Genomic DNA, 21,077 nt, shown 5'->3' on the forward strand with positions numbered 1-21,077 from the left:
CAGTCAACAGTCAACTAACTTATCTTCTCTTCCACCAGATAGCGCCGCCAATTCCCAGCCCGAGTAAAGGCCACATTAGCCAAGCTAACACCAGAAATCCTACTTGGAGGGCCGTCATGTTAATGCGGCGGTTGGTAGCTTTTTTCGGACTGATAGAAAAGCTTTGCTGGTCTGGTTTACTCAACCAACTGACTGAATTGAGAAACACGTCGCTATTGAGTTGTTGGTCAAACCAACCGTTAGTCACAAATTGAGATGTACCAATTACTACCATTCGCGATGTTTTTCTAGGAGTTGAAGGCACAGAAGGAGTTGCCGTTGGACTGGGAGATACTGTGGGAGATGCTGTGGGAGATGTTTCTGGTGTCGGTGTGGGAGATGCTGTGGGTGTTGGCGAACTTTCTGGATATGCTGTGGGAGATGCTGCCGGTGTTGGCGAAGTCGTCGGTAATGCTGGAGGCGTAGCTTCTTGCGAGACAATCACCGAATAGCTGATTGGGGAAGCTGTTGGTGAAGTTGTCGGCGAGGGTGAAGTTGTCGGCGAGGGCGATGTTGTCGGCGAGGGCGATGTTGTCGGCGAGGGCGATGTTGTCGGCGAGGGCGATGTTGTCGGCGATGGTGGAGTTGTCGGCGAGGGCGATGTTATCGGTGAGGGCGATGTTATCGGCGATGGTGGAGTTGTCGGCGAGGGCGATGTTATCGGTGATGGTGGAGTTGTCGGTGATGGTGGAGTTGTCGGTGATGGTGATGGTGATGTTGTCGGCGACGGTGAATCAGTCGGTGATGCTTGGGGTGAAGGCGAGGGGGAAGTTGGTGTTGGTGAAGGTGAGGGCTTTAACGGAGTGCTGTCAGTGGACGATCGAACTAAAGCTACACCCAATAATAGCGGGCCTTGTCGATCGGTCTTCTGATCGAACTCCAATTTCTTAGTCGTCAAATCGCTTTCGGCCCAACTTTCCTGACTCGTCCAAATCAGCGGTTTTTCCTCTATCCCTGCTACGGGCGAGGTTTCCAAAGCACGCGCAAACGGATAAAATGAAATGCCGGTGCCAAAACTTTGAGTAATCGGATGTTCGCCGTAGCGCCTGACTGTGGGAACCGTAGGGCCCAGGCCAAATCTTTGACCAGTGCCCGAAGCATCGATGGCCAAACGGGTGTCTAGTTTGACCCCCCATTCTTGCAGCAGTTTGTCCAATCCCGTATCAATTGCCGGGTCTACCATTAACAATAAACTGCCGCCGCGATCGAGATAAGCTTTTAGTGCTTTAATTTCTGTATCGGAAAACGGTTTTTCCAACCCCGGAACGATTAAAGCATCTGCATCTTCTGGCACTTCTTTGCGTTCGGTCAAATTCAGCGTTTGAGCGTTGTAGTATTTATCTTTCAGAGCTTTTTCAGCTTGCTGAATTCCGCCTTGACCTTCCTTTAGCGGGCGGGCCCCTTTGCCTTGCAAAAAGTAAACTGTAGCAACGCGAGTGCTCAGGATTTCTTCTAAGCCATTGGTAAGTTTTATCTCTGAAAGACCTTGATTCGGGTCGCTACCAAAAGCAGTACCACCTTTTTGCAGTACCTGTTTTTTGTCGCCGGATTGCAGGTAAACTTCTCCGATGCTGGTAATGCTAAATTCCCGCGCTTTTCCCGGTTGGGCCTGCGGGTCAACAAACTCGAATTGGAACTTTTCGCCTCCCTCGCGTTTGTAGCTTTGCAGCAATTCTTTAATTTGGGGGTTTTGGATTGGGTCAAATACCCAAACTTTGACTGTTTGTTGCAGGTTTCGCAGTATTTGTTGAGTCTGCGGGGCGAGGGTAAATTGTTGGCTTTCGGTTAAGTCGATGCGGACGGGATAGCGAACGGCTATGAAGTTAATTACTCCGAGAATCACAAAGACGGCGAGGGTAGCAATCAGGGCGTTGGTGCTGGCTTGAGTGGAACGCTGCCCCCAAAAGCTTTTTTCGTAACTCAAATATAGCAGCCAAAGTGCGATCGTCACTGCTCCGGCAATAACTAAACCGACTGTCAGGGGTTCCCATACTCCAGATACAAGTGCTGCTGTTACCCCCGCTGCGATGAGGAGGGGGCCCAGCAAAAAAACGTATTTCCAATTTTTTTTGCTAATTTTCATAATCTAAATATTGAGTGAGAAAATTCCGGTTCGAGGATGTTATTCTAGATCGCATTAGCCTGCAACCATGCTGTTAAATCTGACGGATGGTTGAAATCGATTGCGGCATCTCCTAGCGCTTCTAATTCCTCTATGCCTAATTGACGGATGCAGTTTTCTGTTTCCGGTTGTATTGTGCCTAAGCGCCGCACTAGCTGACGCAATATTAAGGAGAGTTGAGCGCTTTTTGTCACCTGTTCTCTTGCTACATCTATGGCAATCTGCTGGTCTTGAATCCACAGTTCTTGCTTCTGCAATTCATTTAATTCTTGCTGAGTGAAGTTTTCCTCGTTAGCAATTATCAAAGCTTTCTGAAGTTCGGGAACTGCACTCAGTGTTTCTGGTACAGTCTCCAGATTGCTCGTGTTATTTAGAAAGTAAATCCATTTGTCGGCGGTTGTTTCTAATTCTGCTAATTCCTTGCTAAATTTTGGCAGCTCGATAAATACTAATTCTATTTCAGTATCTGGACAATCAAACTGTTGCTCTTTTTCTTGAAAAACAAACCGCGACATAAATTCGGGTTGATTTTCAAACATTTCAAAGTCGGAAATTTTCAATGAAATTACAGTTTTTAGTCTTTCGTAGCGTTCTTTTCCTGTTAATTGCTGGCTGTAGCTTTTGGCCGCGTTGTACAACACTCTGTTCCCGAAGAAAGGCACGTTGATCAGTTGAATTTCAACTAAGGCGATTCTGCCGCCGTTCATTGTGGCTTTGACATCTAGGTGTGTGTCTTGGGTTGCGAGAGTTTGAGGTTCTGGTTGGGAGTCGATTATTTCTAGGTCTTCGATGACTGGTTGTGCTTCATAAAGGATGGCGTTTAAAAAATTAATCAGGATGTCTTTGCTGTCGCTGGAACCGAATATTTTTTTGAACGCAAAGTCGATTTTGGGATTGATAAATCTCATTATTTCAACAAATTAGTGGAATAATTAACATTAATTGGGAATGGGGAATTGGAAATTGGGAATTGGGAATTGGGAATTGTTGGCCTCTCCTTTAATCTCCGACTCTCCGACTCTCCGACTTTCCCACTCTCCCCTCTAGATTACCCGAACTCTTCCCTGATGTTTTTAAGAACGCTGATATCGCAAAGCATCGATGGATTGGGCGGTCAGAAATACTCCTAAAATGATGTAACTGGCAAACATAATTAAACTGCTGGTATCAAAAACTCCCTTGACAAGATTGGTGTAATGTGTTAAGAGGGACAAATGTCCTAATGCTGTTCCGAAGGGGCCACCGATAGCGACGGCGGCTGCATCGATCACCCACAGAAATAATACTAGAGCGAAGGTGAGGATGGCTGATAAAATTGTGCTGTCTGTGAGGGAGGAAATAAACATTCCGAGGGACAATACTCCTGCTGCTAGTAAGATTAAGCCGCCGTGTCCTAGCAGGAGAACTGCGGGGGGTACGGGTGGGGTTGAGGAACTGAGGGCGATCGCCTCGCAGAACAGCAGGGGCACCAACATGGTTGTATAAAATGTTAAAACTCCGAGGAGTTTGCCAGTAGCAACTGCCCAGTTTGTTAAGGGCGATGTGGCTAATAGTTCTAAGGTTCCGCGTTTGCGTTCTTCTGCGTAAAGTCCCATTGAGAGTGCGGGTAGTACGAACAGTGAAAGGGAACCCATTATTCGCAGGAAGAGTTGCAGGAATTCGTAGGCTACATCGATGGGAGGTTCGGTAATTCCCATTTGATCTCGCTGGCCGATTTGGGGAATTAACCCGTCGGGAGCGAGGAGGATGGCTATTAAAAAGTAGCCGGTGATTAGCCAGAAGACTGCTGCGATGGCATAGGCTAATGGCGAGGCAAAATAGCTTTGTAGTTCTTTGCGGTAAATTGCGACAATATTACTAATCATTACTAACCTTTAGGAATTGGGAATGGGTAATTGGCTATTGGTAATTGGTTCATTTTGAGTCGCCTGCGGGTGGTGTTTCGCTGTCGTCGCTATCCTGTTGCTTTCTTTCTATTTGTCGCTTTCTGGTAACAGGTGGCTGTTCTGGTTGAGAATCGCTACTCGGTTGTGGCTTTTTTTTAAGTTGCCTATTTTTTACAACTGGTTGGGATTCTGGTTGAGAAGGTTGGCTGGACTCTGGTGTTTCTGAAACTTCGAGATTTTCGACAATCGGTTCTGGTTGAGAAGGTTCGATCGACTCTGGTGTTTCTGAAACTTCGAGATTTTCGACAATCGGTTCTGGTTGAGAAGGTTCGATCGACTCTTGCCTTTCAACAATAATCAGATTTTCGACAACCGGTTCTGGTTGAGAAGGTTGGCTCGACTCTGGTGTTTCAACAATGAGTAGATTTTCGACAATCGGTTCTGGTTGAGAATAGTCGATCGACTCTGGTGTTTCAACAATGAGTAGATTTTCGACAACCGGTTCTGGTTGGTGAGGCTCGATCGACTCTACTGTTTCGACAATAAGGAAATTTTCGACAACCGGTTCTGGTTGAGAAGGTTGGCTCGACTCTGGTGTTTCGACAATGAGTAGATTTTCGACAACCGGTTCTGGTTGAGAAGGTTGTCGAAAATCTGGTGTTTCGACAACCAGCAGATTTTCGACCACCGGTTCTGGTTGAGAAGGTTGTCGAAAATCTGGTGTTTCAACAATCAGCAGATTTTCGACAACAGGTTCTGGTTGGTGAGGCTCGATCGACTCTACCGTTTCGACAACAAGCAGATTTTCGACAACCGGTTCTGGTTGAGGATGTTCGATCGACTCTTGCCTTTCAACAATGAGCAGATTTTCAACAATCGGTTCTGGTTGAGAATAGTCGATCGACTCTTGCCTTTCAACAATCAGCAGATTTTCGACAATTGGTTCTGGTTGAGGATCTTCGCTCGACTCGACGGTTTCAACAATCAACAGATTTTCGACAATTGGTTCTGGTTGAGGATGTTCGCTCGACTCTTGCCTTTCAACAATCAGTAGATTTTCGACAACCGGTTCTGGTTGAGGATTCTCGATCGACTCTTGCCTTTCAACAATCAGCAGATTTTCGACAATTGGTTCTGGTTGAGGATGTTCGATCGACTCTACTGTTTCGACAATGAGCAGATTTTCGACAACCGGTTCTGGTTGAGGATGTTCGATCGACTCTTGCCTTTCAACAATCAGCAGATTTTCAACAATCGGTTCTGGTTGAGAATGCTCGATCAATTCTTGTCTTTCTACAGTTTCCAGAAAATCAGCCACTGGTTGCATTTCAGGTTCTAAATCGCTTATTTCCTCCGGTGTTTCTGTAATTGGTTCGGATTCTGGTTGAGAATAGTCGAGCGACTCTTGCCTTTCTACAACAGGTTCGGATTCTGGTTGAGAATAGTCGAGCGACTCTTGCGTTTCGACAACCAGTAGATTTTCGATAATCGGTTCTGGTTGAGGATGCTCGATCGGCTCTACTGTTTCTGAAACAACGGGCAGATTTTCGACAATTGGTTCTGGTTCATGATGCTCGATCGACTCTTGCCTTTCGACAACTGGTTCGGATTCTGGTTGAGAATAGTTGATCGACTCTAAGGTTTCTGAAACTTCTAGATTTTGGACAATTGGTTCTGGTTGAGAATGCTCTAGCGACTCTACTGTTTGTGAAACTTCTAGATTTTCGACAATCGGTTCTGGTTGAGGATGCTCGATCGACTCGACGGTTTCTGAAATAACTTGCAGATTTTCGACAATCGGTTCTGGTTCATGATGCTCGATCGACTCGACGGTTTCTACAACTGGTTCCGATGCTGGTTGAGGATGCTCGATCGACTGTACTGTTTCTGAAACTTCTAGATTTTCGACAATCGGTTCTGGTTCACGATGCTCGATCGACTCTACGGTTTCTGAAACTTCTAGATTTTCGACAATCGGTTCTGGTTCACGATGCTCGATGATCGACTCTGATAATTCTACAACTGGTTCCGATTCTGACTGAGGATGCTCGATCGACTCTGATAATTCTACAACTGGTGCGGATTCTAACTCAGAAGGCTCGATCGACTCTTGCCGATCGGAAACTGGCTGATTTTCCACAACAATCGGTTGCGATTCCGATTGTGGAATATCCGCGATTATCGCTTGCGATTCCGATTGATTAGTATCCGCGATCGAATTTTGAATTTCTGCCGCTTCTTGCAGATTTCGATCGACCTCCGGTTCGCTGTGAACCAGATTTTCTTCCGGTTTCTTTTCAGCCGCTGTCAGCCTTAAAAACACATCTTCCAGAGTAGCGCGAGAGCGGCGCATTTCGCAGAGTCCAAATCCAGAGGCGATGATAGCTGTAGCAATTTCTCGTCCGGGTTCTATGTCGGATTCGCACAAGGCCCGCAGGCGGTAACGACTCGCTAAAAATTGCTGGCTGGGAATTAATTCGACCGATCGAACTCCCGGCACATTTTCCAAAGAAGGCAACAGCAGACTGTTTACCGAATCAGCCTCGCCTTCAACTTCGAGCTCGTAACCCTCTCCGACCGCCAACTCTCCCATCAAATTTTCGGGAGTACCAGCAGCGACGATTTTACCGCGATTGATGATGGTAACGCGGTTGCAAGTCATGCTGACTTCCGGCAGAATGTGCGTGGAAAGGATAATTGTGTGCTGGCCGCCCAGGCTTTTGATTAAATTGCGGACTTCGATGATTTGTCGGGGGTCGAGGCCGACCGTTGGTTCGTCTAAGATAATGACCGGCGGGTCGTGGACGATCGCCTGCGCGATCCCGACGCGCTGACGAAATCCTTTAGAAAGCTTGCGGATTAAAACTTTGCGTTTATCAACCAGCCCGCAGCGTTCGATCGCCGAGGTAACTCGTCGCGCGCGATCGCCCGCAGGTACTTGCTTAATCCTGGCCACAAAAAACAGAAACCCTTCCACAGTCATTTCTGGATAAAGCGGCGGGTTTTCCGGCAGATAGCCGATGCGCTGTCTGACTGCCATCGAGTTTTCGTGAACGTCGAGGCCGGCGATGCGGGCCGTACCGCTGGATGCCGGCAAATATCCCGACAAAATCCGCATAGTTGTGGTTTTGCCCGCGCCGTTTGGCCCCAAAAAACCCAGAATTTCTCCTGATTCGACCGAAAAAGACACGTCCGCGATCGCTGCGGTCGAACCGTAAGTTTTGCTTAAGTGTTCTACTTCAATCATTTGTCAGAAGTCACGCGATTTTAAGTTTTAGATTTTAGATTTTAGATTGACTCCGCGAAGTGCAGAGTCCCGCCAGCACAGCGGGTCGATCGAATTTATGGCGCAAATGCTAATTTGATTTTGTCTTCTAGTGTAGTCTGGCAAGAACCAAATCTATCATAAGTGTCGATCGTACTTTGAAGCGGGACGCTAGTAGTAGGGTGCGGGAGGATGGGATAGCGTCTGTTTTTACGAGTTTGATAATTCTCACATCTTGCACCATTCTCAAGAACAGGCAGGACACCCCACAAAAAGTGCATTTTCTTGTGGGGTGGGCATCCCGCCCAAAAATACAATCTAGATGAACAGCTTAGCTGCCTTCGCTACTACTAGGGGCTGTTTCGAGATTGATATCGGCATTAAACACAATCACAAATTCAGCCTTGGGGATTAACTGACGGATAATCCGCAGATAGCCGTCAGCATCGGAATGTTTGAAAAAATGGGCAACAGTGATTCGCTGCATATTCGGAAGCAGGCGAACAACCAACCACCTGTTAAGGCGCTGTTTGTAGGGCATAATTAAATTTGTCTCCATTTGAATGTTGGAGCCAAAGCCAGTTCAATGCTTGTCGAGGGCGCGGACTGGCTTTTGACCTTTGTTAGACTTTGTGTCTGTCTATAGAGTAAGACATGAACTACATATAGTCAACTGAATAAATAGAATCAACTGAACTAAGTACGGGACAGATAATGACGCTGGGGCAAAAGCTAAGAGAAAGACGTGAAAGTCTAGGTTTGACTAGAATACAAGTGGCAAGAGCGTGTAATGTGGTGGAATCCACAGTCATCAACTGGGAAACCGACAGACACGTCCCCAAGCTTTACCCAGCACAGATGAAAGCCCTGTGCGACTTATTGAAATTCTCGATCGAAGATTTAGTCGTGTAGGAAAGGAGAGTTAATTTTTTTAGATACCCGACAACTTTTGCGAAATCTGGTATCTGCTGCGTATTCTGTTTTTTAAAGTTATATCAATTCCGGTAACACCGGAATGATATAGAGGACACGGCAGTGCCGTTTCCCTACCCCGATTCATTGTAGGGAAACGGCACTGCCGTGTCCTGATTTCGGGTAATATTAATTCCGATGCTACCGGATTTGATATTATTTATATCGATTATTATTACTGCTGAAATTGAGCCAACAACCAAGCCCCTACCTGTGCTTGATCTTCAGTGCGACTCCGCCGCAAAGCCTCTTCCAACAAAGCAATAGTTAATCCCGGCAAAACTTCCGATTGAACGATCCGCCGACTGCCATTATCAGCAATAATAGCAAAGGCAATAATTTGAGATTTCTGTACGTCTACTACCCAATATTCAGCGACTTTTAGCTCTTCGTAAAGCAACCGTTTTTCACCAATATCATCAGCCAAAATTGAGTCAGCAACTTCTATGACCAAATCTGGCGGTGGGGTAACGTCAAGACTTGCGATCGAAGTTCCCCTCGGTGCTAATTGCGCTCTTTTTCCAATGTAATAAGATAGGTCTGGCTGACACTCTCGGACTTCTGTTTTCCGGTAGCTACATTTATTGAATCCGTTAACAGCAATACCTTTGATAGTGCAAAATAGATTAATTGCGAAAAGTGCGATCGCATTATCTCGTGCACTATCTGGCCCTACTGACATAGTTTCAATCCTCATTTGTCCGTTGCGGTAATAGCATTTGGCTTTACTGTAAGCTGGGTCATCTGCCATCGCGATGAATTCTTCCCATGTTGCTGCTACCCAGATATCAGTTGGCAGTTTAGTCTTTAGTCCACTCATTTTTTTATCCCAAATATCTCGATCGTATAACACCACTCAATCAAATGCAAACCCTGTTCTCTCTACTCTTCCTCTGCGCCCTCTGCGCCCTCTGCGGTTAAATCAAAAAAATCTCAACTCCTTTTCCAAATCTTAATTTCCCCCAACCAACCCGCACTAACAATAGTCTTCCCATCAGCGCTAATCGCCACAGCGCTAACATAGCCAGCATGACCGCTCAAATTACCTCTCAAATCCCCCGATCGCACATCCCAAAGCCTGATACTCTTATCCCAACTGCCGCTAACTAACGTAGTGCCATCCCGACTAAATGCCACAGACCAAACTCCATCGGTATGCCCGCTCAAACGCCGAATTAACTGCCCGTTTCCGGCATTCCACAAACCGATTGTGCCGTTGCTATTTCCCGCAGCTAAACTGTTGCCGTCGGGACTAAAAGCTAGCGACAAAACAGACAAGTTTTTGCCGCTAATCGTGCGAAGTGCTTGACCTGTAGCTAAATTCCAGAACCTAATTGAACCGTCTTTGCTGCCGCTAGCTAAAGTTTTGCTATCGGGACTGATTGCAACTGCATTCACCAACCCAGAATGCCCGATCAAAGTCCGCAGCAATTCCCCCGTTTTCGCATTCCAAATCTTAATCGTTTTGTCCCAACTGCCGCTGGCTACAAATTGACCGTCGGGACTGACAGCAACGCTCGAAACTGCACCGGAATGCCCGCTCAAAGTGCGTACAACCGCGCCAGTTTCTAAATTCCAAATTTTCACGGTTTTGTCGTCGCTGCCGCTAGCTAACACCTTGCCATCCGCACTCGCGGCCAGTGCATTTACGGCTTCCGTGTGACCTTGCAGGGTAGTTTTTAATTGCCCGCTGGGAAAATTCCAAACTGAGATTGTGCCGTTGCTATTTCCTGTGGTAAAATAAGCGGAAGCTAGAGCAAGGGAACTGACAACTTCGGAAGGCCCTTTGAGGGTATTTGTAGCAGCAAATGCGATCGCACTTGCGGGCGTGCGGGGTACATTATTCGCCGGAGTTTTCGGGTTTCCGGCAGTAGGAGATTGGGGAACGACTGGCAGGGAAACAGTCGATCGCCATTTCATGAAAGTATTAATTTCTATTCCCGCAGCCACGATTTTATCGGAATTGTCCTCTAACCTGACAATGCCGTTAATTGCGACAACTCGCCCCGCATCGTCGAGCACAGGACCGCCACTCATGCCCGCTCTCACTAAGTTGTTGTAGACCAAAGTATAGCCGTTCCAGGGAGTTTGGCGGCCGGTAAGCTGACCTTCCGTGGCGATGAAAATCGGCTGTCTCAGAGAACCGCCGGATATCGGCCAGCCGGCCACATAAGCCTTGTTTCCCTTAGTTGCTGCGGAATTAGCTAATTGAGCCAGGGGGTAGCTTTGAGGGCTGCTAAAGGGCACGACGGCTAAATCCATCCCCGGCACTCGCCGCACGAGGCTGTATGATACAGAGTGAGCTTTGCCGTCCGGAGTTACGACCTCGTAATCGCCAGCTTTATCGACAACGTGCCAGTTTGTGAGAATATAGTATGTGCTGCCCTGTTTTTCTAAAATTACTCCCGAACCGCCTTTTGGCCCCTGGATGCGAACAGTAATTTGTTGGGCAACGGTTTTAACTTTGTCGGCGGTTAATGCTAGGGCGATTTGAGGTGAGGTGAGTGGGATGAGGGCGATCGAACTCAGGGCGATCGAAGCACTCAAAATAGCCGGAATTGTTCTGCTGTAATTCATTATTGTGTAAATTTAACATACCCACATATCAACTGACGGATAACTTTTCCGGTTTGTGGCATATTGACCGAAAGCATCCAGGATACAAGCCCCCGGATTCATCCGTCCAGAAATAAAAAACCTGTATCCGATAAAGGAACCCCCGAATTTATCCGTGGAGTCAATGCTTCAATTCTTTAATCTAAAATCTCAAATCTAAAATCTAAAATCGATTGACGGTTAACAACGCCAAAACGCCTGCGCGACGATCGAACATTCGACATTCGCACAAGCCTCACAATATGTGACACAGCCCTCTGGCTAGCAGAAAAATTTAGAATCGGGAACCGCACCTAGCCTCAACAATCGCAACTGGCTGATCTCTATTCTTTTCTCGGCAAATCAGAATTTGAGCCAAACGCTGCTCGGAATAATACCCATTAGCCATCCAGCCGATAGGTGCGCCCGCGATCGCGCCGACTGCTAAACCAGTGATCAGGCTCCCAATAAGATGCTTTCTGGCGATCGGGTTTTGTTGCATAAAAATTTATCCTAAACACTTAGCCTTAGCAAAAATACCACAAATAAAATTTACTGTCTTCCTCCTATTTACTTATTTCCTAAGTAGTAACCCAGGATTAAGTATAATTTTATTCACAGTCCGCTTAACACAATCCCATGCAGCAATAATCAAGCATCCAAACTTAACAAAACCGATGGCAAGAAATATATGGTATTTAGAAACTGGGACAAAGAATTAACTGAGGAAAATCTCCGAGATCAAATAGCCCAAGCCAAGCAAGCATGGAAAAACGCTGAGGCTACAAAACCGCGTGCCGAATCCGTGCAGTATAACCAGTCGGAAGATTTAATAGTTATCAAACTGAAAAACGGTGCTATTTTTTTTTTTCCTCCAAAGCTGGCACAAGGCTTAGAAGGTGCTTCACCAGAACAACTTGCTGATGTTTGGCTGCCACCTTCCGGTAGTAGCGTGCACTGGGAAAGCTTAGATGTTGATTTTGGCATTCCCGAACTTCTAGCAGGTATTTTTGGGACAAAATCTTGGATGGCTGATTAATTTCTTAGTCCCCTTCTACTCGGACTTTGTTTAACAAGAAGCGATTTCAATCACTGAACTATCTCATATCAATTCCGGTTGCACTTATGATATAGAGGACACGGCAATGCCGTGTCCCTACCGAAAATAATATTGTAGGGACACGGCGCTGCCGTGTCCTAATTTTGGCTAATAATTCCGATGCTACCGGAAACGCTCTCGAATCCCCGACTTCTTGGAGAAGCCGGGGATTTCTTGTGCAATTCTATGCCAAATCAAACAGCAAAAATTCAGCATTTGCCGTAGCTTCAATCACCACCTCAGCCTCCCCGCTAACCGCCGCAGCGTCGCCATTTTCCAAAGGCAAACCGTTGAGCAAAACCGAGCCGCGAGCCACTTGCACCCAGGCATGGCGATTCGGCTGCAAAGCATGAGAAACCCGCGAGTCTTTATCCAAAACAGCCGCATACAAATCCACATCTTGATGCACTTTCACAGCACCATCTCTCGCATCTCGCGCCGCCACTAAGCGCAGTTTTCCGCGCCTTTCTTCCACTGGAAAATCCCGCTGTTCGTAACTCGGCTGCAAGCCTTTTGTATCGGGTAACAGCCAGATTTGCAGCAAATGAACCGGGTCTGTCTTCGAGTTATTGAACTCGCTGTGCTGGATACCCGTACCTGCACTCATCCGCTGCACTTCACCGGGTTTAATCACTGCACCGGTACCCAAACTGTCCTTGTGTTCTAATGCTCCTTCTAATACATAAGTAATGATTTCCATGTCGCTGTGTCCGTGAGTGCCGAAACCTCTGCCGGGGCTAACGAAATCCTCATTAATTACCCGCAAAGAGCGAAAATTCATATAATTTGGATCGTAATAGCCGGCAAAAGAAAATGTGTGGTAACTGTCCAGCCAACCGTGATTAGCGTGTCCTCTTGCTTCACTTTTTCTGACGGTAATCATTTTCTGAATCCTCAGTGAAATTTATCGGGTGTTTCTTTGATGTTTTTATTTTAAACCGAGTCAAGCTATTATGGATAGTACGCACTTAAAAGTGCGGTAGTTACCAAAAAGATACTATGCAAGTCCAAGAAGTAAACGTCGATCGAGCAAATTGCCCTGTAGAACGAACTCTAGAGGTGATTGGCGGGCGCTGGAAGGTCTTGATTCTGCGCGAGTTGTTTCCAGGAGTGAAGCGCTTTAACGAGCTGCAAAGAGCTGTCAACGGCATTACTCAGAAGATGCTGACGCAGCAACTGCGGGAAATGGAATCAGACGGGATTGTGCACCGGGAAATTTACCTGCAAGTGCCGCCAAAAGTTGAATATTCGCTAACGCCTTTGGGCCAAAGTCTCAAACCGATTATTAATGCCATGCACGAATGGGGAATTCAGCATATTAGCGAAGATGGAAAATGAGCGGTTTCTAGATGGTTTTTTCCGTCTTCCGACAGATTTCAAATTTTCAACCTAGTTCAACAATAATAATATGAACAACATAGAGCGTCTCGCCACCCTCAACCGCATCCGCAAACTCAGCCGCCTGATGGATACCGCCATTGGCATCCCCGGCACTAAATTTCGCATTGGTTTAGACCCCATTATCGGTTTAGTTCCGGGTGCGGGCGACATAGTAGATACCGCATTTTCCGCCTACCTAATTTATTTAGCAACTCGATTCAACATCCCCCAAAAAACTCTAGGGAAAATGATTTACAATATCGGTCTAGAAGCCGTTGTGGGATCAGTACCTTTAGTCGGAGATATCTTCGATGCTTTTTATAAATCAAACATGAGAAATCTGGCGCTTTTAGAAGCACACCTCGAAGCAGTTGAACCAGAACTAGCCGCAGTTGCAGAACCTATTCCTGAACCTCTTAAAATGTAGGCGCGGGTTTCACGCACAATAATTGCCAATAACACACAATCTCTCAAACCCGCCCCCATCAAACGAAAAATCACAATATACATTTTCCGCTCGATCCAAATTTAATGTTGATGCGGGTTGTCTGTTGTGGGGAACGGGTTTATCTAGATTGTTGGTAATCGTCAGATATTATTCGTAAAACTCGCCCTTGCGAAATAATTACTGATGTCGTTTAACCGCTTCCACCAAAGCAATAACATCCGCTTCCAAAGTATTAAAAGCCGTTACCAGTCTAACAGTACATTCATCCCACCGATAAAACAGAAAGCCCTCAGCTAAAACCGCTGTAATTACCGATTCGGGAAGTTGAATAAAAATCTCGTTTGCTTCAACCCGATAGCAAAACTTCGCTCCCTCAACTCCCGCCAAACCAGCGGCTAATTTGGCTGCCATATTATTTGCATGAGCCGCATTCTTCAGCCACAAATCATCGGTTGTATACGCTTCCAACTGTGCCGACAAAAACCGCATTTTCGAGAAAAGATGCCCGCTGCGCTTGCGGTAAAAAGGGAAAGTCTTTGCTAATTCTTGATTAAAAAAAACCACAGCTTCCGCAGCCATCGCGCCGTTTTTTGTCGCTCCAAACGAGAGAATATCTACACCGGCGCGCCAAGTGATATCCGCAGGAGAACAGCCTAGACTCGCGACAGAATTGGCAAAGCGAGCTCCATCCATGTGCAGGTGCAAATTGTGAGCGCGAACTACTTCCGAAATGTGGGAAATTTCTGCTGGATTGTAGACTGTGCCAGCTTCCGTTGCTTGAGTGATGCTGACGGCGGCCGGCTGTACGTGATGGACGACACCTGCACCAGCGCGATCGAGTATTTTTCCTAAAGTCTCTGCCTCTATTTTACCATGATTTCCTGTTACTGTAACTAACTTTGCACCGCCTGTAAAAAACTCCGGCGCGCCGCATTCATCTAGATTAATATGAGATTCGGCGTGACAGTAAACAGCCCCGTAAGGAGGAGTGACAACCGCAAGGGCTAGCGCATTAGCAGCAGAACCAGTTGCTACAGGAAAAACAGTCACAGATGTCTCGAACAAATCCGAAAATTTAACTTGCAAACGCTGCGTATATTCATCATCTCCGTAAGACATCACAGCACCGCAATTAGCCGCTGCAATCGCTGCCATAATTTCCGGCGAAACCCCGGTTGCATTGTCGCTACAAAAATTCATTAGAATAATTGGTAAATAGAATCTATAATATAACTCAACACTCAACAGTCAACACTCAAGCATTAAATCAAGAGGAAGAATTATGGCAGAGTACCGTCAAATAGAATACCGCATCGGGAAAGACGGCAAAATTACCGAAACCGTCCTCAACGCCACCGATTCGAGTTGTACCGAAACCACCGCCGGGATAGAAAAAGCCCTCGGAAAAGTAGAATCTCAAGACTTGCTGCCAGAATACTACCAAGGCGAAGAAAATTTGGTCGTTGAACAAACGCAGACTTTAAAACAAGTTTAGAAGAGTTAAAGATGTTTGATATCCTCGGTGCAACACTTGATGTAACAACAGTGCCTGCCTTCAGCTTCGCGCTAGCTATCGGGGGCATTTTTCTCATTTTAGTCTACCTTTATGCTGCATCTGAGGCGGGAGATGCGATCGAGTTTAAGTACGATACAATTTTGCGGGAACGTATGAATCAACTAAACATTCTCGATTGGCAAGATTTAGGCGAAAAAGCAGGCTTAAGTCGCTACGGGGTACGTTTAGTGCGGCAGGGAGACGTGGGAAACCTCACGCTAGACCAACTGAGGCGACTAGCAACAGTGCTGAATTTGAATTTTCAAGAGTTCGATCGCACTTTGATCGCGCTGCCAATATCGGCTACAATCACAACTAATCCCACCGAAATAGAAGAATTGAGGCAGCAGTGTTTCCGGCTGCGAGAAGAACTGCAGCAGCAAAAAACTCAACTAACTGCCGATTTTCGCCGCGCTACCTTTGAACAGTTGCAAACTTTGTTAACCAACTATCCCGCCGCCCGCAAAATGGCAGAAGCCAAGCCGGATATGCCAGCAAAAAACCTCTCTGCTCTTTTTACTCCCTTAGAAAATCTCTTGTCAAGCTGGGCTTTTGAAACGATTGGTTCTGTGTGGGAACAAACTGCTTACAATCCGCAGTTGCACCAGCCGGATGTTGAGGATATAACAGAAGGAGAATTAGTTTATATTCGGTTTGTAGGCTATCGGGAGGGAGAGCGAATTCTTGCTCCTGCTAAAGTTAGCCGCACCCTGCCAGGTGGCATAAAAAATTAAGTAACGGGCGCAATGCGACCCTACAAATAGAGTAGATGCGTAAGTCCTATAAAGTTAGCTGCACCACCCAGAGCCGCATGAAAAATTAAATCTAAAATCTAAAATCTAAAATCTAAAATCACCATGACTACAGTTGCAATTGACTTCGGTACCAGCAACACGGTTGTCTGCATTCTCAACCCGGATACGCAAACACCAGAAACTTTGAGATTGGGCGAAATGTCCCGGATTTTCAAAACGAATAAATCGAGCGGAGATGTTCGAGAAATACCTGTAGTGCCGACTTTGGTATTTGTGAAAAATGCGGCAGATTTGGTATTGGGAGAAAAAGTGCGATCGCAGCGTTTGGGACAGTCACAGCCAGAGCGCTTTTTCAAAGCTTTCAAACGCGATTTAGCAGCCGATTTTCAGCCCCCAGCCCGCAATCTCGACGGCGTAACCTATACGCCCGAATCAGTAGCAGAACAGTTTATCGAAACTATTTGGAAACAATTATATTTACAAAATATACAGCCAGACAATGTAATTTTTACTGTACCAGTCGGAGCATTTGAGCGATATCTGGATTGGTTTCGCGATTTAGCAAAAAAGTTGGGAGTTGCGGAAATTCAGCTAATAGATGAATCCACAGCAGCAGCCCTGGGATATGCAGTAAAACGTCCCGGTTCTTTAGTTTTAGTAGTAGATTTTGGTGGTGGCACTTTAGATTTAAGTTTGGTTCGCACAGCCCCTCCTTCTTCAGTCAAAAATAGCCAATCTAAAAGTCCAAATTTAATGCGTGCCGAAGTATTGGCAAAATCCGATGCTTATGTCGGCGGCGAAGATATTGACATCTGGATTGTCGAAGATTATTTGCGACAAATTGGTTCGTCGCGGGCAGAAGTCGGCGCAGTTGGCTGGCAAAATTTATTAGAAATAGCGGAAAAATTAAAAATTCAACTTTCTCAAGTTAATGAAGCAAAGGAAAGCTGGTTTGACGATGAAATTTTTATGTCTTACGACTTGCAGCTAAATCGAGAGAAGCTTGAGGAAATTTTGGAATATCGGCAGTTGTTAGAACAGTTGCGAGAAGCTTTAGATGAAGTGCTGAGTATTGCACTGGGAAAAGGTATCGGCAAAGCAGATATCGAACAGGTTTTGCTGGTAGGAGGAACTTCTCTAATTCCGGCTGTATCTAATTTAGTGGTTTCGTATTTTGGGCGGCAAAAAGTCCAAACAGATAAGCCTTTTGAAGCGGTGGCGCACGGTGCTTTAGCGCTGACACAATTAGCGAGTGTTGACGATTATTTGCGCCACAGCTATGCCATTCGCCTCTGGGAACCTTATGCTAAAGCTTATGCTTATTCGCCGATATTTAGCAAGGAAATGAAGTATCCCTGTCAAAGTTCCGAAGAGTTGACGCTGCAAGTGGCTATTGAAGGACAAAGGGAAATTCGGTTAGATATTGGGGAAGTTGCGGAGGTATCGCAAGCGGAGGTTATTTTTAACGAACAAGGACAAATGACGAGCAGTTGGCTCAACAAACAGACGGATTTTCGCTCTCTGGAAAGCCACCACCAGCAGGTTTGCGTGGCGCATTTGAATCCGCCGGGGGTATTGGGAATTGACAGGGTTTCGGTGGGTTTTGAGGTGGATGAGAGGCGGGTTTTGTTGGCGACGGTGCGGGATTTGGTGACTGGTAAGGTTTTGGTGGAAAAAGGGGCGATCGCCAAACTGCAATAATGGTAAAATCTCAAGTATCATCGGTAATTTTTAGTTAATTTAAGGACTTTTAAAATGTCATATAGTGAATTTACTACCATCACCAAAGTGCGTGCAGCATTTAACCTCACTGTTAATGAAAAAACAGTTTTGTTTGCAGATGTAGAATCAATTGCACCTAGCGACTATCTCAAAACAACCCTAGCAGAATATATCCCTCTCGCCAATGCTATCAATACTGAAAAAGCTCGCTCCGAGTTAATTATTGCTCCCGTATTATTAGAAGTACGGCGCATTTTAAACTTCCAAATCGGCTTTTTTTCCGGCACGGAATTTAATGCCGATCCCGAAAGTGGACTTAACGGGTACTGCGATTATATCCTCACCGCATCCAGCGATTTGTACGAAATCCGAACACCAGTTGTCACCTTAGTAGAAGCCAAAAATGAAAACATCAAAAACGGATTAGGACAGTGTATTGCTGAAATGTTGGGAGCCCAGCGATTCAATCAACAGCAAAATGATGAAATTGAGGCGATTTACGGAGGTGTTACCACGGGAAATGCTTGGAAGTTTCTCAAATTGGTAAATCAAACAGCTTTTATTGACTTGAACGATTATTATATTAACGAAGTTGACAAAATTCTCGGAATTTTAACAAAACCTTTACGCAAAGACTAAAAACAACGATTGAAATCAAATTTATGCGGCCATGAAAAAGCAACAAAATAAATTCAGCCACCTGACGGCAATCGAAAGAATTTATCTGTCATTTCCGGCAAGATTTTTATTGGATAAAAACTTGCTGCAAGGCAAAGTCTTAGATTTTGGGTGCGGCTTGGGCAGCGATGTGAGATTGTTGCAGCAAAAAGGCTTCGATATTACGGGTTATGACCCTTATTATTTCCCGGAATTCCCCGAAGATAAATTCGACACAATCATTTGCTTTTATGTTTTGAATGTTTTGTTTCCCGAAGAACAAGCTAATGTCCTGATGGAAGTGTCGCACCTGTTGAAACCGGGAGGGAATGCGTATTTTGCGGTGAGAAGGGATATCAAAAAAGAAGGCTTTCGAGAACATTATGTCCACAAAAAACCTACATATCAGTGCATTGTCAAACTTCCCTTTAAGCCAGTTCACCTAGATGAGTATTGCGAAATTTACAAATACGTGCATTACAACCATCAAAGAAATTCAACTAATAACTGCATATTCTGCAATCCGTATAAAAACCTAATTTTGCTAACTGAATCAGCAACAGCTTATGCGATGTTTGACGGTTATCCCGCCAGCAAAGGTCATGTTTTAATTATTCCGAAGCGTCACGTTGCTAATTATTTTGAACTGCCTTTTCGAGAGCAATCGGCTTGCTGGTTTATGGCTAATAAGGTGCAAGAAATGTTAAGTAAAGAATTTCAGCCTGACGGGTTTAATGTGGGAATAAATATTAATAAACAGGCTGGTCAAAGTCGCAGTCACGCGGCTATTCATGTTATCCCCCGTTACAAGGGCGATGCGGCTGGGAATAAAGGCGGAATTAGGTATGTTATTCCCAAGAGTGAAAAATAAAAGTTAGCCAATTGTGAAAGGAATTCTTTTTTACCGCAGAGGCGCAGAGAACACAGAGGAATAGAGAAGAGAGGATTTTATAATTTGTGTAAGAATTGTTATATTTGAGCAAACGGCGAGCAAAATAGAGTTAAAATGTGTTTGCAAGGTCTAAAACTACACATTAGCAGCAATTTGGTGTTCTGTTTATGTCTAAGCGCAAAAAGCAAGAATGGCTCAAGGAAACCCTGGAACTCAAAGAAGACCACAATTGGAAGTCAAAGCCTGGAACTCGAATTTTTGTAGCAGGAAGAGGTGCAGTCCGCTTTGATGTCCCGGAAGATTGGCATTTTGAACCGGATACTAAGTCGTTCCGATTTACGGATAAAAAGCCGCCGGATGATGATTGTTGTTTGGAGGTTTCGTTTAATTTGCTACCGCCTGGTAACTGGGCAGATTTTCCGCTGGTGCCGCTATTACAGAAGGTGGTTGAAGATGATACGCGAAATCCGATCGCTCCTGGGGAAATTATCCAATTGAAGCGGCAAACTGCCCGGATTGTTTGGACTGAATTTAAGTTTATCGACCCTCCAGAACAGCGGGAAGCTTATTCGCGAATCTGTATTGGATTGGGTTCTAATGTTCAGTGTTTGATTACTTTTGATTACTGGGTTGACGATGCAGAGCGTTTGACTCCTGTCTGGGATACGGTGATGGATTCGTTAGTTCTGGGTTTGTTTATTAGCGACCCTCGAACGGGGTTCGCACGTCCAGACTAGACCGATTTTATGGGAAACTTTCAACCACTAATTTTGCTAAGTGTTGGATGGGCAAGCCACCAGTCAGTAAATTTAGAACCAACATTAAACTTTACAACCGCTTTGCCATGAAAATATCTGGCTTGCCAATTCCGTTCGCGTCGGGCATCACTCCCACGATCGCAAAACCCATTTTTTGATAAAATTCGTAGGGATGACCGCGCAAATTTCTAATTTTGGCGACGTGTTCCCAAACGTTAGGATAAAGATTGATGCCTGAAAGAGTGGTTTGATTGTCTTCGTCGTCGGTACCTACCCACAGCACGATCCCTCCCCGGTTTTTAGCTTCTGCTGCCAAATCAGCTACGAGCGATCGACCAATTCCTTGTCTGCGAAATTCTGTTCTCACTACCAGCGGGTGCAGTTCCCAAACATTACCGTCATACTGTTTAATCCCGCCAATCCATCCCAAAACTTGATTGCTGTCGCCGACAGCAATTCGACTGATGCGATCGGCTCCCAAAGATTCTTGCACTTCTTGCAAAGCAGATTTTATATCGGGCCAAGCATCGGGCCAATGCTCTTTAAAACCTTCAACTATTAATCTAGCTACCTGTTGAATTTTTGGCTCGTCGCCAGCACGCAAATCTGTAATTTGTACGTTCATGAATTTACATACTAAATCAAGGATTACGGACTAATACGCTCACAAACCGGATTTTATAACCGGGGTAAAGGGCAAAAACGAAGTGAGGACTCACGAGGGCAACATTCGCTACAGCTTGCCCGATCGCCAGCTTTCATATTTCAGTCTAGGCTAATTTTGCCATAAAATCGGATTTGGCGATCGGGTAAGGGCGATCGATCTTCTGCAGGGATAATTTGCGATCGCTAGTTTAGACATCTCCAAAATAGTAACAGTTCGTGGTAAAATCACATCATAAAGCTTTTTTGACACAGAAACATGAGCGACA

Annotated in this window: 20 protein-coding genes and 1 pseudogene; 10 read left to right on the forward strand and 11 right to left on the reverse strand. The window is 45.5% G+C overall.

The window, feature by feature from the left end; all coding sequences use genetic code 11:
• Positions 1 to 19: 19 nt before the first annotated feature.
• From QUA78_RS24745 to QUA78_RS24765, 5 genes and pseudogenes are all read right to left on the reverse strand, one after another.
• Complete coding sequence (locus tag QUA78_RS24745; RefSeq protein ID WP_333399075.1) at positions 20 to 2,122, reverse strand: Gldg family protein; 2,103 nt, start codon at positions 2,120 to 2,122, stop codon at positions 20 to 22.
• A 44-nt stretch (positions 2,123 to 2,166) separates the two neighbouring features.
• Positions 2,167 to 3,069, reverse strand: a complete 903-nt coding sequence (locus QUA78_RS24750; protein ID WP_333305974.1) for an Rpn family recombination-promoting nuclease/putative transposase — start codon at positions 3,067 to 3,069, stop codon at positions 2,167 to 2,169.
• 165 nt (positions 3,070 to 3,234) lie between these two features.
• Positions 3,235 to 4,026 carry an ABC transporter permease gene (locus QUA78_RS24755; protein WP_333188974.1) on the reverse strand — a complete coding sequence of 264 codons (792 nt, stop codon included), beginning with the start codon at positions 4,024 to 4,026 and terminating at the stop codon, positions 3,235 to 3,237.
• Between the two features lie 2,257 nt (positions 4,027 to 6,283).
• Positions 6,284 to 7,294 (reverse strand): annotated as a pseudogene (locus QUA78_RS24760) (ABC transporter ATP-binding protein); the annotation flags it as partial.
• Positions 7,295 to 7,643: 349 nt separating this feature from the next.
• Positions 7,644 to 7,853, reverse strand: a complete 210-nt coding sequence (locus QUA78_RS24765) for a hypothetical protein (protein ID WP_333354130.1) — start codon at positions 7,851 to 7,853, stop codon at positions 7,644 to 7,646.
• A 173-nt stretch (positions 7,854 to 8,026) separates the two neighbouring features.
• Between QUA78_RS24765 and QUA78_RS24770 the strand changes: the two genes are divergently transcribed.
• A complete protein-coding gene (locus QUA78_RS24770; protein ID WP_332970604.1) occupies positions 8,027 to 8,224 on the forward strand; it encodes a helix-turn-helix transcriptional regulator in 198 nt (65 codons plus the stop codon).
• Positions 8,225 to 8,459: 235 nt separating this feature from the next.
• Here QUA78_RS24770 and QUA78_RS24775 read toward each other — a convergent pair whose 3' ends face one another.
• From QUA78_RS24775 to QUA78_RS24785, 3 genes are all read right to left on the reverse strand, one after another.
• Positions 8,460 to 9,104, reverse strand: coding sequence for a Uma2 family endonuclease (locus tag QUA78_RS24775; protein WP_333399076.1), 645 nt, complete (start codon positions 9,102 to 9,104; stop codon positions 8,460 to 8,462).
• Between the two features lie 113 nt (positions 9,105 to 9,217).
• On the reverse strand, positions 9,218 to 10,861 hold the full coding sequence (locus tag QUA78_RS24780) for a WD40 domain-containing protein (RefSeq protein WP_333306999.1): 1,644 nt from the start codon (positions 10,859 to 10,861) through the stop codon (positions 9,218 to 9,220).
• A 313-nt stretch (positions 10,862 to 11,174) separates the two neighbouring features.
• Positions 11,175 to 11,381, reverse strand: a complete 207-nt coding sequence (locus QUA78_RS24785) for a hypothetical protein (RefSeq protein ID WP_333147644.1) — start codon at positions 11,379 to 11,381, stop codon at positions 11,175 to 11,177.
• Positions 11,382 to 11,570: 189 nt separating this feature from the next.
• Between QUA78_RS24785 and QUA78_RS24790 the strand changes: the two genes are divergently transcribed.
• The gene (locus QUA78_RS24790; protein WP_333306997.1) at positions 11,571 to 11,918 is read left to right on the forward strand and encodes a DUF2442 domain-containing protein; all 348 of its coding nucleotides are present in this window, start codon (positions 11,571 to 11,573) and stop codon (positions 11,916 to 11,918) included.
• Between the two features lie 244 nt (positions 11,919 to 12,162).
• On the opposite strand, the gene QUA78_RS24795 is transcribed toward QUA78_RS24790, so the two are convergent.
• Entirely contained in the window at positions 12,163 to 12,861 is a 699-nt protein-coding gene (locus QUA78_RS24795) for a pirin family protein (protein ID WP_333306995.1), read from the reverse strand.
• A 116-nt stretch (positions 12,862 to 12,977) separates the two neighbouring features.
• Between QUA78_RS24795 and QUA78_RS24800 the strand changes: the two genes are divergently transcribed.
• Together QUA78_RS24800 and QUA78_RS24805 are read left to right on the forward strand one after the other, a co-directional pair.
• A complete protein-coding gene (locus QUA78_RS24800; protein ID WP_333306993.1) occupies positions 12,978 to 13,316 on the forward strand; it encodes a helix-turn-helix domain-containing protein in 339 nt (112 codons plus the stop codon).
• 70 nt (positions 13,317 to 13,386) lie between these two features.
• Positions 13,387 to 13,785: a DUF4112 domain-containing protein gene (locus QUA78_RS24805; protein WP_333243876.1), complete on the forward strand. Its 399-nt coding sequence runs from the start codon at positions 13,387 to 13,389 to the stop codon at positions 13,783 to 13,785.
• A 198-nt stretch (positions 13,786 to 13,983) separates the two neighbouring features.
• Here the strand turns inward: QUA78_RS24805 and QUA78_RS24810 are convergent, their stop codons facing one another.
• Positions 13,984 to 15,006 (reverse strand): beta-eliminating lyase-related protein, encoded by a 1,023-nt coding sequence (locus QUA78_RS24810; RefSeq protein ID WP_333399077.1) that lies wholly within the window; start codon positions 15,004 to 15,006, stop codon positions 13,984 to 13,986.
• A gap of 82 nt (positions 15,007 to 15,088) precedes the next feature.
• Here QUA78_RS24810 and QUA78_RS24815 point away from each other — a divergent pair, with 82 nt between their 5' ends.
• The 6 genes from QUA78_RS24815 (at position 15,089) to QUA78_RS24840 (ending at position 20,124) form a co-directional block, all read left to right on the forward strand.
• Positions 15,089 to 15,301, forward strand: coding sequence for a DUF2997 domain-containing protein (locus QUA78_RS24815; protein ID WP_333399078.1), 213 nt, complete (start codon positions 15,089 to 15,091; stop codon positions 15,299 to 15,301).
• Positions 15,302 to 15,312: 11 nt separating this feature from the next.
• The gene (locus tag QUA78_RS24820; RefSeq protein ID WP_333399079.1) at positions 15,313 to 16,095 is read left to right on the forward strand and encodes a helix-turn-helix transcriptional regulator; all 783 of its coding nucleotides are present in this window, start codon (positions 15,313 to 15,315) and stop codon (positions 16,093 to 16,095) included.
• A gap of 123 nt (positions 16,096 to 16,218) precedes the next feature.
• Complete coding sequence (locus QUA78_RS24825) at positions 16,219 to 17,817, forward strand: Hsp70 family protein (RefSeq protein ID WP_333399080.1); 1,599 nt, start codon at positions 16,219 to 16,221, stop codon at positions 17,815 to 17,817.
• A 54-nt stretch (positions 17,818 to 17,871) separates the two neighbouring features.
• Entirely contained in the window at positions 17,872 to 18,477 is a 606-nt protein-coding gene (locus tag QUA78_RS24830; RefSeq protein ID WP_333307117.1) for a hypothetical protein, read from the forward strand.
• Between the two features lie 31 nt (positions 18,478 to 18,508).
• The gene (locus QUA78_RS24835; protein WP_333307119.1) at positions 18,509 to 19,366 is read left to right on the forward strand and encodes a bifunctional class I SAM-dependent methyltransferase/HIT family protein; all 858 of its coding nucleotides are present in this window, start codon (positions 18,509 to 18,511) and stop codon (positions 19,364 to 19,366) included.
• 188 nt (positions 19,367 to 19,554) lie between these two features.
• Positions 19,555 to 20,124: a hypothetical protein gene (locus tag QUA78_RS24840; protein WP_333045531.1), complete on the forward strand. Its 570-nt coding sequence runs from the start codon at positions 19,555 to 19,557 to the stop codon at positions 20,122 to 20,124.
• 91 nt (positions 20,125 to 20,215) lie between these two features.
• On the opposite strand, the gene QUA78_RS24845 is transcribed toward QUA78_RS24840, so the two are convergent.
• Positions 20,216 to 20,770, reverse strand: a complete 555-nt coding sequence (locus tag QUA78_RS24845; protein WP_333307121.1) for a GNAT family N-acetyltransferase — start codon at positions 20,768 to 20,770, stop codon at positions 20,216 to 20,218.
• Positions 20,771 to 21,077 lie beyond the last annotated feature (307 nt).

Origin of the sequence: Microcoleus sp. K4-B3, assembly GCF_036704615.1 — a bacterium.
In the GTDB taxonomy this organism is placed as follows: Bacteria; Cyanobacteriota; Cyanobacteriia; order Cyanobacteriales; family Microcoleaceae; genus Microcoleus.